General features: G+C 42.7%; 10 protein-coding genes. 8 read left to right on the top strand and 2 right to left on the bottom strand.

What is annotated here, in order from left to right; all coding sequences use genetic code 11:
* The first annotated feature begins 246 nt into the window (after positions 1-246).
* The 3 genes from RMY63_RS05435 (at position 247) to RMY63_RS05445 (ending at position 4,371) form a co-directional block, all read left to right on the top strand.
* A complete protein-coding gene (locus RMY63_RS05435; protein WP_322727718.1) occupies positions 247-1,284 on the top strand; it encodes an aspartate-semialdehyde dehydrogenase in 1,038 nt (345 codons plus the stop codon).
* 149 nt (positions 1,285-1,433) lie between these two features.
* The gene (dapA, locus tag RMY63_RS05440; RefSeq protein ID WP_322727719.1) at positions 1,434-2,318 is read left to right on the top strand and encodes a 4-hydroxy-tetrahydrodipicolinate synthase; all 885 of its coding nucleotides are present in this window, start codon (positions 1,434-1,436) and stop codon (positions 2,316-2,318) included.
* A gap of 280 nt (positions 2,319-2,598) precedes the next feature.
* Entirely contained in the window at positions 2,599-4,371 is a 1,773-nt protein-coding gene (locus RMY63_RS05445) for a ribonuclease J (RefSeq protein ID WP_322727720.1), read from the top strand.
* A gap of 217 nt (positions 4,372-4,588) precedes the next feature.
* On the opposite strand, the gene RMY63_RS05450 is transcribed toward RMY63_RS05445, so the two are convergent.
* On the bottom strand, positions 4,589-4,873 hold the full coding sequence (locus tag RMY63_RS05450; RefSeq protein WP_322727721.1) for a hypothetical protein: 285 nt from the start codon (positions 4,871-4,873) through the stop codon (positions 4,589-4,591).
* Between the two features lie 642 nt (positions 4,874-5,515).
* Here RMY63_RS05450 and RMY63_RS05455 point away from each other — a divergent pair.
* Together RMY63_RS05455 and RMY63_RS05460 are read left to right on the top strand one after the other, a co-directional pair.
* Positions 5,516-7,558, top strand: coding sequence for a zinc-dependent metalloprotease family protein (locus RMY63_RS05455; protein ID WP_322727722.1), 2,043 nt, complete (start codon positions 5,516-5,518; stop codon positions 7,556-7,558).
* 986 nt (positions 7,559-8,544) lie between these two features.
* Positions 8,545-8,922, top strand: a complete 378-nt coding sequence (locus tag RMY63_RS05460) for a Mo-dependent nitrogenase C-terminal domain-containing protein (RefSeq protein ID WP_322727723.1) — start codon at positions 8,545-8,547, stop codon at positions 8,920-8,922.
* 98 nt (positions 8,923-9,020) lie between these two features.
* Here RMY63_RS05460 and RMY63_RS05465 read toward each other — a convergent pair whose 3' ends face one another.
* The gene (locus RMY63_RS05465) at positions 9,021-10,898 is read right to left on the bottom strand and encodes a caspase family protein (protein ID WP_322727724.1); all 1,878 of its coding nucleotides are present in this window, start codon (positions 10,896-10,898) and stop codon (positions 9,021-9,023) included.
* A gap of 203 nt (positions 10,899-11,101) precedes the next feature.
* Between RMY63_RS05465 and RMY63_RS05470 the strand changes: the two genes are divergently transcribed.
* From RMY63_RS05470 to RMY63_RS05480, 3 genes are all read left to right on the top strand, one after another.
* Positions 11,102-11,593 (top strand): hypothetical protein, encoded by a 492-nt coding sequence (locus tag RMY63_RS05470; RefSeq protein WP_322727725.1) that lies wholly within the window; start codon positions 11,102-11,104, stop codon positions 11,591-11,593.
* A gap of 184 nt (positions 11,594-11,777) precedes the next feature.
* Positions 11,778-11,951 (top strand): 50S ribosomal protein L32, encoded by a 174-nt coding sequence (rpmF, locus tag RMY63_RS05475; RefSeq protein ID WP_094328804.1) that lies wholly within the window; start codon positions 11,778-11,780, stop codon positions 11,949-11,951.
* A gap of 284 nt (positions 11,952-12,235) precedes the next feature.
* The gene (locus RMY63_RS05480; protein WP_322727726.1) at positions 12,236-12,841 is read left to right on the top strand and encodes a sulfite oxidase-like oxidoreductase; all 606 of its coding nucleotides are present in this window, start codon (positions 12,236-12,238) and stop codon (positions 12,839-12,841) included.
* Positions 12,842-12,936 lie beyond the last annotated feature (95 nt).

Consider the following 12,936-nt stretch of genomic DNA (forward strand, 5'->3'; position numbering starts at 1 on the left):
GTTATAGTTAAAATTGATCAAAAAAATAAATCAATAAATCACCGTTATTTTAAAATGCAACATCACTTAATTTAATTAAACAAACAAAAAAATAAATGTATTAAATATATAAAGATAGACTAAATTAAAGAAAAATATAAACCTATTAAAAATGTATTTCCAGTCTGCGTTCGCTATTTAAATAGAACCCAATTGTCAATTGTTCCAAGAAATTGCAGATTAAGTCTATTAAAGGAGGAAACAAGTTTGTCGAAATCCTATCGTTTAGCTATTCTAGGAGCGACTGGTGCAGTTGGCACAGAGTTGCTGGAATTATTAGAAAGTCGTAATTTTCCGGTTGCTGACTTGAAGTTATTGGCATCAGAGCGGAGTGTCGGGCGATCGCTACGCTTTAAAGGTGAAAATATACCAATAGAGCAAGTTAGCGATCGCGCCTTTGAAAATGTTGATATAGTACTAGCTAGTGCAGGTGGTTCCACATCCAAAACTTGGGCAGCAGTTGCTGTCGAAAAGGGCGCAGTGGTAATTGATAACTCCAGTGCCTTTCGGATGAACCCGGAAGTTCCCTTAGTAGTACCAGAGGTGAATCCCCAAGCCGCAGCGAATCACCAAGGCATTATTGCTAACCCCAACTGCACAACAATTTTAATGGCTGTGGCAGTCTGGCCATTGCATAAAGTTAAACCAGTGCAACGCATCGTCGCTGCAACCTACCAATCTGCTAGTGGTGCTGGGGCTAGGGCAATGGCAGAAGTCAAAACCCAAACAAGCGCTATACTACAAGGACAGCCACCGATTGCCGAAATATTGCCTTACCCATTGGCATTTAATTTATTCCCGCATAACTCCCCATTAAACGATTTGGGTTATTGTGAGGAAGAAATGAAAATGGTCAACGAAACCCGAAAAATATTTGGTACGCAGCAAATCAGAATCACTGCAACCTGTATACGGGTTCCCGTACTCCGCGCTCACTCAGAATCGATTAATTTAGAATTTGAGACTCCCTTTAGTGCGAAGGAAGCCAGAGAAATTTTAAATTTCTCCCCTGGAGTAAAATTGGTCGAAGATTGGGGAACTAATCATTTTCCGATGCCCATTGAAGCAACAGGTCAAGATGAAGTTCTAGTGGGAAGAATTCGTCAGGATCTTTCTCATCCTTGTGGGTTGGAATTATGGTTGTGTGGCGACCAAATTCGCAAGGGCGCAGCATTGAATGCAGTACAAATCGCCGAATTATTAGTAGAGAAAAATCTACTCAAACCATTAGCTATTAGTCATTAGTCATTGGTCATTGATCGTGGGTCATTGGTAAAGTGACAAAAGACAAATAACAAATGACTAATGACACTTGAAAGCAATTTGCAAATAGGTTATTACAATAGAGAACCACCAAAGATATAAAAACATGGGTAATCAGGAGTGAAAAAAGGGTGGGAGATTTTGGCAATGTTTTAACCGCTATGATTACGCCATTTAAAGCAGATGGTAGTGTCAACTATGATGTAGCGGCAGAACTGGCGGCGCATCTAGCTAACAACGGTACAGATACATTGGTGATGTGCGGCACAACAGGAGAATCCCCGACGCTAAGTTGGGATGAGGAATACCAGTTGTTTGTCGAGGTATTGCAGTCCGTGGCCGGAAAAGCCAAGGTAATCGCAGGTTGTGGATCGAATTCCACCAAAGAAGCGATCGCAGCCACCCAAAAAGCGTCTAAAATAGGAGTACATGGTTCCTTACAAGTTGTTCCTTATTACAACAAACCGCCGCAAGCGGGATTGGAAGCACACTTTCAGGCGATAGCACAAGCCTGTCCCGACTTACCGTTGTTGTTATATAATGTCCCTGGTCGTACCGGACAAAACCTTCAGCCAGAAACAGTTGCCCGGTTAGCTGAGGTTAGCAATATTGTCGGGATTAAAGAATCCACTGGTAATATAGATCAGGCAAGCGAAATTCGTCGCTTGACACCAAAAGAATTCCACATCTATTCTGGTGATGATTACATGACTTTGCCCTTGTTAGCGATCGGGGCAAAGGGTGTGGTAAGTGTAGCTTCTCATCTGGTAGGAAACCAACTACAGCAGATGATTCAAGCTTTTAGTGCCGGAAAAATTGAGGTAGCCAGCGAGATTCATCTCCAACTATTTCCGTTGTTTAAAGCTCTATTTCTCACTTCAAATCCCATTCCAGTGAAAAAAGCACTGAAACTTCAAGGTTGGGAGGTTGGTTCAACTCGTCCGCCGCTATGTGAAGCTGATTTAGAAGTCAGTCAAAAGTTAGAAGCGGTTCTGAAAGAACTTAGTTTAATCTAGCCACCAGCTATTTAAATGTTGGTAGTCTCCTCCTTCCCAAAGATACATATAAACAACGATCATAATTGTTCATAAGTTGCATTTAAAAACCTGTGCTAGGACTGATAGATATACTATGAATCCTTGAGTTTTACAGTTGATTTTATTGAATAAAAAATTGAAATCTTCAATTAAAACTTGATTGCTTTGGGACTGACTTAAAAGACAGATGATGTTGTCTTAAATACAAGGAAAGTTAACTATCAACTTAATTAATCACAAGTAACAATCTCAGGAGAAAATGGCTAAAAACGAAGCTAATAATTCCGCCTTGAAAATTATTCCTTTGGGCGGTTTACACGAAATTGGTAAAAATACCTGTCTTTTTGAGTATGACGATGAAATAATCCTCTTAGATGCAGGATTGGCTTTTCCAACAGAGGCGATGCATGGGGTCAATATTGTTTTACCAGATACGACTTATCTGCGGGAAAATCGGCACAAAATCAAAGGGATGATCGTTACTCATGGTCATGAAGACCATATCGGCGGGATTGCTTTTCATCTCAAGCAATTTGATATTCCAGTGATTTATGGCCCTAGATTAGCAATGGCAATGCTAGAGGGTAAATTAGAAGAAGCAGGAGTCCGCGATCGCACAGAAATCAGAACAGTTCTACCACGTGATGTAGTGCGGATTGGCAAAAACTTTTTAGTCGAATATATCCGTAACACCCACTCCATCGCTGATAGTTTCACTGTTGCCATTCATACTCCCCTGGGTGTAGTTATTCACACAGGGGATTTTAAAATTGACCATACACCGGTGGATGGTGAAAAGTTTGACTTGCAACGCCTAGCAGAACATGGGGAAAAAGGCGTTCTTTGTTTGCTAAGTGATTCCACTAACTCCGAAGTACCAGGATTTACGCCTTCGGAACGTTCAGTTTATCCCAATCTGGAGAGAGTATTTAGTCAAGCACCTGGGCGATTATTTGTCACTACCTTTGCTTCTAGCGTGCATCGTATCAACATGATTTTGGATATTGCCAAGAAGCAGAACCGTGTAGTGACAGTTGTGGGGCGTTCCATGCTGAACTTGATTGCTCATGCCCGCAATTTAGGTTACATCAAGTGTGAAGATAATCTGCTGCAACCATTGCACGCCGTCCGCAATCTACCCGATGAAAGAGTACTGATTTTAACTACAGGTTCTCAGGGTGAATCGATGGCAGCAATGACCCGCATTGCCAACAAAGAACATCCTCACATTAAAATCCGCGAAGGAGATACGGTAGTATTCTCTGCTAACCCAATTCCCGGAAATACGATCGCTGTAGTCAACACCATTGATAAGTTGATGATTCAAGGTGCAAGAGTGGTCTATGGACGGGATAAAGGAATTCACGTCTCCGGTCACGGCTGTCAGGAAGAACAAAAACTGATGATTGCCTTAACTCGACCCAAATTTTTTGTGCCATTTCACGGCGAACATCGGATGCTAGTGAAGCACGGAGAAACGGCTCAGAGTATGGGCATTCCCGCAGAAAACATGATCATTATTCAGAATGGTGATATTGTCGAACTGACGGAAGATGCTATTCGCGTCGCTGGAAAAGTGCCATCTGGTATCGAATTGGTGGATACTACCAGTTCGGGTATGGTAAGTGCCAAAGTGCTGCAAGAAAGGCAACGCATGGCTTCAGAAGGCATTATCACGATCGCAGCTGCCATTGATTGGAATGGTAAACTGTTGGCAAAACCAGAAATTCACCTCCGGGGTGTAGTTACAAGTGTAGAGCGATCGCTCCTACAAACCTGGGTAAAACAACGCATTGAAGAAATCCTCTCTGTGCGTTGGTCAGAATTTGCTCCTAACGAAGGTGAACCAGCAGATATAGACTGGGGTGGATTGCAAGGGACTTTAGAACGAGAATTGCAACGTTCCATCCGTCGGGAATTGCAATGTCAGCCATCTGTGACTTTGTTGATGCAAATCCCTGATGAGCCACCTGTAAAAGTTGCTGATGGCAGAAGACGGCGGACTCGGACTGCTGCTCAAGTAGCATCGTAGGAAATTTAAAGTAAAAATCTCATACAGAGAGAAGTTTGAGCGGCGGCTTTCACCACTCAAATTTCGATTGGCGCAAAGACACAGAATTTTTCCGAACGTCTTTGCGCTTTCTTTTATCATGGGCATAGAACTTGCCTATAGTTTCTTGGAAGCGATCGCCTAAATCTTTCAATGTTCAACTCGACAGAGCGATCTAACTTGTTAAATTGCTGTCGCCTCAAGCAACTCCAACCAATATCTCCTCATTTTTCTCGGCTGCTGAAAGATACAGATTTCTCCATCGCTCGAAGTCGTCAAGATACCATTCATCTGTTGCAAACAATATTTCAGGATCAATCTGTCGAAAAATGCTGGCTCCTTCACTGACTAGCTCATGGGATATAAGCCCCAATGACTCCTCTGTTGATAACACAGTTGGAGCAAGAGTTTGATCTCCGAACATGAGCTTTTCAACAATCTCATCGGCATTCGCAAACTTTCTTCTCGATAGCTCCTGTGACAAACGTTTCTCAATCTCAACAGATGTTTTTTCTAGTAATGCTGTTAAAGATATGCTTTTCTAGGCGAAGCAAAGTATGCGCCATCAAGTTGTACTTGCCAACTTAATGTTTTGACCGAATTCAGCCGAATCACTCACTGGTTCTAAATACAAAGTAAACAACTCACTCAAAACTTCTTCCCCTGCAATTTCTCCAAGGCTGTTAAATCGTTCTAGCTTGCTTTTACAATGACTTTACGATCAGGCGTTGCATTGCTTACATCCATACCAGGCGATCGCTGTCTTTATCCCTCTATATAATATACAAACACTACTATATATATCTCTACTTACCAATTAGATACATTGAGCGACAATGCACAGATTATACGTTTGACACTCAAAGAATTGGATCGAGTTGCACCGAATTTAATAGTACTTATTCTTAACAACAAGAGTGGATGTACTTACAAGGAAATACTAGCTATGGTATATCAACAGCAGTTTGTCAGTTAGTTTATACCATACTGCGAGATGAAATGCAAATATTTCCAGTATCGGTGAGAGCAGATTCTAACTTTTTGTAAAGATTGCATAGGAACTTGGGTAAAGTTATCTGCTTGATATTGAGAAATAAATAGAGATTTCCTTTAAGCATGAAATCAGATGTCAATATCAACGTCTTTAGACCTGTCTAAAACTTTCTTCCTCAACAGCTTACTAGGAGCTAATCAGACAATTTATTTAGATTTCGACGGCAATATCACCTCTGGTACTTCCTGGAACACAAGTAAACGTCCGGCTAACATTATCACCCCTGCCTTCGACTTCAACGGCGATACAGCATCCTTTAGCTCGGCTGAACTTGAAACAATTCAGTATATCTGGCAGCGCGTCGCTGAGGATTTCAGCCCATTTAATGTTAATGTCACAACGCAGGCTCCAGCAGATATTAACGATCTGATTAAGAGCGGCAGTAATGATACTCGCTGGGGGGTGCGTGTTGCGATCGGCGGTAGCTCTGACGATTGGTATGGTAAAGCAGTCGGAGGAGTTGCCAAAGTTGGTTCTTTCAACTGGAATAGTGATACTCCTGCCTTTGTTTTTGCTGAAGATACGTTCGGTTATGAGAAGTATACGGCTGATGCTATCTCTCATGAAGTAGGTCATACGCTGGGACTTGAGCATGATGGACGAATAACCCCCGTTGAAGAATACTACGAAGGACATGGTAGTGGAAAGACGGGCTGGGCACCGATCATGGGATTAGCCTATTACCAAAAGCTAACCCAGTGGAGTAAAGGCGAGTATACTTCTGCTAACAATACTGAGGATGATTTGCAAATTATTACGACCCAAAATGGGTTCACCTACCGGGCCGATGATTGTGGTGATACAATTGCCACAGCAAAGCCACTAACCATTTCTAGTACGTCTATCAGTGATAGTGGCATCATTGAGCGCAATACAGATATAGATTTTTATAGTTTTGTCACAGATACTGGTTTGATTAGCTTGACAGTGAATCCTTTTAGTCGAGGGCCAAACTTAGACATTTTGGCAGAGCTATACAATTCTGCTGGTACCTTAATTGCATCGTCCAATCCAACAGATTTACTATCTGCAAGTATTACAACAAATGTCGTTGCTGGAAATTATTACCTCAAAATTGATGGTATAGGAAAAGAAAATCCTCTTTCAACTGGCTACACGGATTACGGCAGTTTGGGGCAGTACTTTATCAGTGGTACTCTAAACTTTCCTAATATCCAGCGATGGGCAACAGGTCAAGGCGGGTTTTGGGATACTCAAAAATGGCTAGTCGGCGATTTTAACGCAGACGGGAAAGATGATTTAGTCAACGTCTTCAATGATGGGGGTCTAGCCAGTATCGATACTCACTTATCTAATGGTGAGAGTTTTGATATCCAGCGATGGGCAACAGGTCAAGGCGGGTTTTGGGATACTCAAAAATGGCTAGTCGGCGATTTTAACGCAGACGGGAAAGATGATTTAGTCAACGTCTTCAATGATGGGGGTCTAGCCAGTATCGATACTCACTTATCTAATGGTGAGAGTTTTGATATCCAGCGATGGGCAACAGGTCAAGGCGGGTTTTGGGATACTCAAAAATGGCTAGTCGGCGATTTTAACGCAGACGGGAAAGATGATTTAGTCAACGTCTTCAATGATGGGGGTCTAGCCAGTATCGATACTCACTTATCTAATGGTGAGAGTTTTGATAGCCAGCGATGGGCAACAGGTCAAGGCGGGTTTTGGGATACTCAAAAATGGCTAGTCGGCGATTTTAACGCAGACGGGAAAGATGATTTAGTCAACGTCTTCAATGATGGGGGTCTAGCCAGTATCGATACTCACTTATCTAATGGTGAGAGTTTTGATAGCCAGCGATGGGCAACTGGTCAAGGCGGGTTTTGGGATACTCAAAAATGGCTAGTCGGCGATTTTAACGCAGACGGGAAAGATGATTTAGTCAACGTCTTCAATGATGGGGGTCTAGCCAGTATCGATACTCACTTATCTAATGGTGAGAGTTTTGATAGCCAGCGATGGGCAACTGGTCAAGGCGGGTTTGTAGATACTCAAAAATGGCTAATCGGCGATTTTAATAGAGACGGGAAAGATGATTTAGTCAACGTCTTTAATGATCGGGGTCTAGCCAGTATCGATATATTTGGTTCAGCATGAAATATTGACTGATAGCTGTTGCTAAACCTGCTCCTCTACTTTGCCATCCCCATTGAACAATAGATCTCTTGCAAAAGTCCCTAACACCCCACCCCCAACCCCTCCCCAATCCATCGGCTGATGGATTGGGGAGGGGAGAATTTGACGTAAGTCAAAAGCGGGGTGGGGTTCTTTTTTTGATTTATCAAACAGAATTGAGGAATCAGGAGCCAGAATTCAGAATTGAATTCTGTGTGACTGGTGAGGCAGCGCGGTCTTGGGGGTTTCCCCCATGAGCGACTGCCGAACCCGAAGGGCGGATGAATAACTGGGTTTAAGACCCCCGCTAAATCGTACCCCTGCGGGGAAGCAAGCTACGCGCAGCGTCTCTGAAAGAGAAGATTTAGCGGTCTACAATCAGTGACGGGTCTGAATCCCCCACTGATTCATTCTGACCGGAGGCGGAGCGTCTCCGGCTCCGCTCCTGAATTCTGACTTCTGAATTCTTCTTCAAGCAAGAAGTCTATTCTCAAATCGCCACTGCCAACCTAAGTTTTGTGAAATGCAATCGATTCTACTCAATCAAAAATCACTACTTCTACGGTATTCAGCCAGCAATAAACAGGACACACTTACGTGAGAAAGTGGGAACACAGAGAGGAAAAATGCCTTCTAGAATATTATTGATGTTTATACTTAGCAAAAATTCTTTCAGAAAGACCTTATATTAAGTTCTGTAAATGTTACACTAAAACCTATCCAATGATGGATGTCTTTATTAAAATCTAAACTATATCAAGTTATGAACAAGATCGTAATATTACACTACCGATCCCCAGAAATTTGCGATTAACTTGACGTAGTAATAAATTAGGTTCTGACTTAAGTGGCTAATCAGGTATTACATTATATCGCAGTCAGAACGCGATTTTTCCGGGAAAGTTCGTTGCCACGTTGTATATATTCATCAAAAAGGTGAATAGCCTCAATAACACAGAGGGTTAACCATGAAGGTATTCGACAATACCACAAAAAAGATTTTTCTGGCTAGCTGGGTATCAATCAATCAAGCAGAGACTACTGACCATAAACTAACCCAGTTAAACCATTCTGCCGCCAAGCCTCACTGGGATATTCTCCAACCCCTACGGCAACGAGTAGAAAACATTCAAATTCGCGATCGCCAACTAGCTCATCGCTTGTGCAAACTGATTCCGTCTCAGTGCCCCTTTGAGCGCGATGTCAAATTATTTGGGAAAACCTTGTTTCACATCCCACCCATGTGCAAACTCAACCCTTTATATGAAGAAGTAGTTGGTTTACGTTTCCGCGCACTGTGCTATCTAGCCGACGAATGTGGCGAAGATGTATCGCAGTACTGCTGAGTGCTGAGGGAAAAGTGAGGAGGGAGAGAGTAATAAGTGCTGAATTAAAAATATAACTCCTAACTCCTAACTCCTAACTATTTTTTATTATTTTTTTACTATTTCTTTTGCCATTTTTGGATGGCATCCTGAGCATCTTCGTAAGCGCCTGTCTCCTCTGGCACTAAAGCTGCGGTTGCAATTGCGGCATTACGTTCTCCTTCGGCGGCGCGACGCTTGGCCAGGTCTAATATTTTCTCACTCCATTTATCGATCGATTTTTGGGCTGTATCAAAGCCTGGTTGACCAGCTGGTACTTTCTTGGCAACTTCGATCGCCCGATTGTAGGTAGATGCCTGTTCAGACTTAATTAAGGCATTAGCTGCATCTAAAAGAGTTTTGTTACTCACATACTGCTTACCCTCTAACCGCCACAGGTTAATTGCTGCTTGGGCTTTGGCGTAGGGGGCTTCATCTTTGGTGATTAATCGAGCAGCAGCAATAGCGCCAGCATACTGTCTTTGTTTAGCACGACCCTCTGCTAAATCTAAAATCATCTGGCTCCAAATATTAATATTTTCTTGAGCTTGTTCGTACAGTGGTTCACCGGGTTGAATTTTCCGGGCTGTAGCGATCGCCATGCTCAAATCGCTAGCCTGAGTTTGTCTGAGCGACATTTTCGCCAGGTCTAATACTGCTTGATTTCGCTTTTTTGACTGAGAACTAGAGGTTATTTGAGTGCTAGATTGGTTGTTAAGTCTAACTGGTGGAGTGCGTAGGCGTAGCCCGTCGGAGACATCGCTTGGTAAATTCTCGACAACCTGGCGATCGCTAACAGAAGCATTGGGTGATCTACTTGATATTTGCTTAATTCTAAAAGTTTCTTGATTACGCAGAAAAACTACGGCGATTAAACCTGCTACCAGCAAGCTGCCTCCGCCCCACAAGATAAACTGTTTCCAAAAAGGGATACTTGGCTGATTCGCTGGCAATCGAGAGACGTAACCTTTTGAGGAATTGGGGATAAATCTTCCTCTAGTATTTACTCCCAAGGAAGTTTCTGCCATTGGCTGGGAAACTAAGCCGCCTCCTGACTCCTGGACTTTTTTACCCTTCACCAGTTGGGAGGAGTTCACACTAGCTTCTCCCCGTCTGCCCCGATCTACTGAAGTTCTAGAGGAATCGTCGAGGGGAGGAGCTGCAAGGGCAACAGCAAAAGATTCTTCAGGATAAATCACCGCTTCGGCTTGAGAGTTACTTTCCATTGCTAATTTTGGCAAGATTACTTGCTGCCTTGATGGGATGATAGTGGCAGGGTTTTGGATAGGACGCCAGTGGTGATGACATAACTTTGGCACGATTAGACTTAGGTAGCTTTCTAAATCTGCCAAGTTGCTGCCATTACCAGAACGTAAAGCTTCTAACAAAGCTGCTGTAAAGAATCCGTGACCTAATTCGCTACTTTCATGGGAAAATTGCTCTGGTTGGCAAGAAAGAATTGTCGCCAGTTGTAGTTCTTGGGCTAATTCTATTGTTTCTTCACCAACGGGAGCATCCGCTTGAGTGCCAAAAGCGCGGTTAATATCGAGTAGTAGCAATACATTTAAGTCAGCAAGTTGCAGACTTTGCATTAGCGATCGCAATTCTATGCCAGTCTCTTGCACGAGTTCGGGGTTGCCCTCTGCTGGCATTAAATAATCTTTGCCCTTGTAGTTGACTCCATAGCCACTAAAGAATAACCACAGATAGTCTTCCGGTTGCCAACTTGTTGCTGCCAAATCTTCAAGCAGCAGCAAAATATTCTCCTTCGTCGGGTAAGTTGACCTATCCCCAATTGGCGGCGAAGTATCTGTCATGACTTGACAGTGCTTGGGGAGAAAACCTGCCTCTGTCACCAAAAAATCTTCTAGTGCCTCAGCATCTGCTTGGGCACAACTTAAAGGTTGAAATAACTGATATTGATTGATACCAATCGCGATCGCCCAGTAATTTGCCATCCCGCTCTTTGTCAGTTATTGTTGTTTGCTGGTCTTAAAATTGCCGTTGGCTTTGCCAAAAAAAACAAAGCTAACCTATGTCTTATAGTCTAGGTGATTCTGATTGAATCTTAAGTTAGAATGTAATTTTTATTACGTTAATTAGTAGGAAAATACTTTTACCTAATTTCAATAACAGATCATTACTAAGGAGATAGAAGGTCATGAGCAAAATTTCTGCTCACCTACCATCATCGCTCGCCCCCTTTTCAGTTATTAGCCAAATTGCCAGAAGAATCCGGATAATTCCTTTAGTAGTTTTGCTTATATCTACTGTTCCTGCGTGGTTTTTGATGGAAGCGATCGCACCGCAGGTTGTGCGAGCTTACACCGCTAGAGTCGATCTAGCTATTGACCGCCTGCCGGAAGAAAACTATGAAACCGTTCTCAGGAGGGCGGAAGCGGTCGCTAGGGCAGCTGCTCAAAGGAGCTTCGATCAAGATATCTTGGTGACAGATGTTTCCATCATTGTGTCCGTACAAAATTATGGAGCGATCGCACCAGTTCTGACATTAGATGTCAGTCGTCCTCAATGGCGATCGCGTCCCGATGCTCAAATTTGGGCGACATACTTCAAAACTGCACGATCTTTACTTTTCTTTGAAAATAACTCTAATCAAGTTCCAGCAGCTAGCGCTGTGTCAACGCCAAAATGAGGGGTTGAACTAGAAGTCCGAGCCAAAGCTTTCTTGGCTCGGAACCTTGGGGGATTTAAAGAAAGTCATTCTTGCTGTTCTTGCGTCCTTGCGTTAGTCTTAACCCAACTTATTTATTGTTGTCCTTGGCGTCAGTGCATGGCCTAGAATAAGAAGGTTGTCAAGAATCGCGATATCTGCTGACATGGCTGTTCCTAAGAAGAAAACTTCCAAATCAAAACGAGATAAACGTCGAGCTACCTGGAGGCATAAAGCCGTCGTTGAAGCTCAGAAAGCCCTATCTCTGGGCAAGTCAATTTTGACTGGACGTTCTACATTTGTTTATCCAGCTGCTGAAGAAGAGGAAGAAGAATCTTAACAATTCAAAATTCAAACATTTTAGACATTTTCGGATGGAGAGCAGCGCTTTGCGAGAGTTCCCTGGTTTGTGGTAACGGCGGGGGATTTAAACCCCGGCTGAAACTCACAAGCTGATTAGATCGAAAAAAATTGGTAGTGAGTAATTGGGAATATCCATTACCCATTACCTATCATTCTTGAGTAACGATCAAATAATCATATAAATAGTAAAACATCTGGTGCTGTTGGCAACTCAGCAAAAAAGCTTGTAAATACCTTGAGAAAACTTATTTTTCTCCAACTATGCTAGGAAAATTTTTTCAGAAACCAGGCAAAGAAGAAAGCGATCGCGTTCCTCCTGGTCAACACTTAGCTAAAGGTTTCCCCGTATTAACTTACGGTGAAACTCCCCAAGTCACCACTGAGAAATGGGAGTTTCGAGTTTGGGGTTTAGCAAAATCTGCTACCTTTAGTTGGTCAGATTTTATGGCGCTACCTCAACATGAATTCACAGCTGACTTCCACTGTGTAACGCGCTGGTCTAAACTCGATGTCAAATGGACTGGCATTAAAGTTACAGATTTTATGAATCTGATTGAATTAGACCCGAAAGTAGCCCACATTATGGAACACTGTTATGGCGGCTACACCACCAATATTTCTGTAGAAGATTTTCTGCGCGAAGAAAACTTCTTTGCTTTTAAAGTCTTTGGTGAAGACCTTCCATCTGAACATGGTGGCCCGATGCGGCTAGTTGTGCCCCACCTCTACGCTTGGAAAAGTGCTAAGTGGATTAATGGGTTGGAATTTTTAGCTGCTGAAGAACTTGGTTTTTGGGAGCGCAATGGCTACCATCGCCGTGGTGAACCTTGGGCTGAGGAGCGTTACAGCAACGCTTTTGGGATTTAATAGTTAATAGTTAGGAGTTAGGAATTTGGAGTTAAATTTAATAGTTAAAAGTTAGGAGTTGGAAGTTAGGAGTTAGGAATTTGGAGTTAAATTTA

Source organism: Nostoc sp. ChiQUE01b, from assembly GCF_034531255.1.
In the GTDB taxonomy this organism is placed as follows: domain Bacteria; phylum Cyanobacteriota; class Cyanobacteriia; order Cyanobacteriales; family Nostocaceae; genus Nostoc.

Coding starts and splice junctions, on each gene's coding strand:
- rpmF (WP_094328804.1), top strand. CDS start 11,778: ATGGCTGTTCCTAAGAAGAAAACTTCCAAATCAAAACGAGATAAACGT.
- RMY63_RS05480 (WP_322727726.1), top strand. CDS start 12,236: ATGCTAGGAAAATTTTTTCAGAAACCAGGCAAAGAAGAAAGCGATCGC.
- RMY63_RS05460 (WP_322727723.1), top strand. CDS start 8,545: ATGAAGGTATTCGACAATACCACAAAAAAGATTTTTCTGGCTAGCTGG.
- RMY63_RS05465 (WP_322727724.1), bottom strand. CDS start 10,898: ATGGCAAATTACTGGGCGATCGCGATTGGTATCAATCAATATCAGTTA.
- RMY63_RS05445 (WP_322727720.1), top strand. CDS start 2,599: ATGGCTAAAAACGAAGCTAATAATTCCGCCTTGAAAATTATTCCTTTG.
- RMY63_RS05470 (WP_322727725.1), top strand. CDS start 11,102: ATGAGCAAAATTTCTGCTCACCTACCATCATCGCTCGCCCCCTTTTCA.
- RMY63_RS05455 (WP_322727722.1), top strand. CDS start 5,516: ATGTCAATATCAACGTCTTTAGACCTGTCTAAAACTTTCTTCCTCAAC.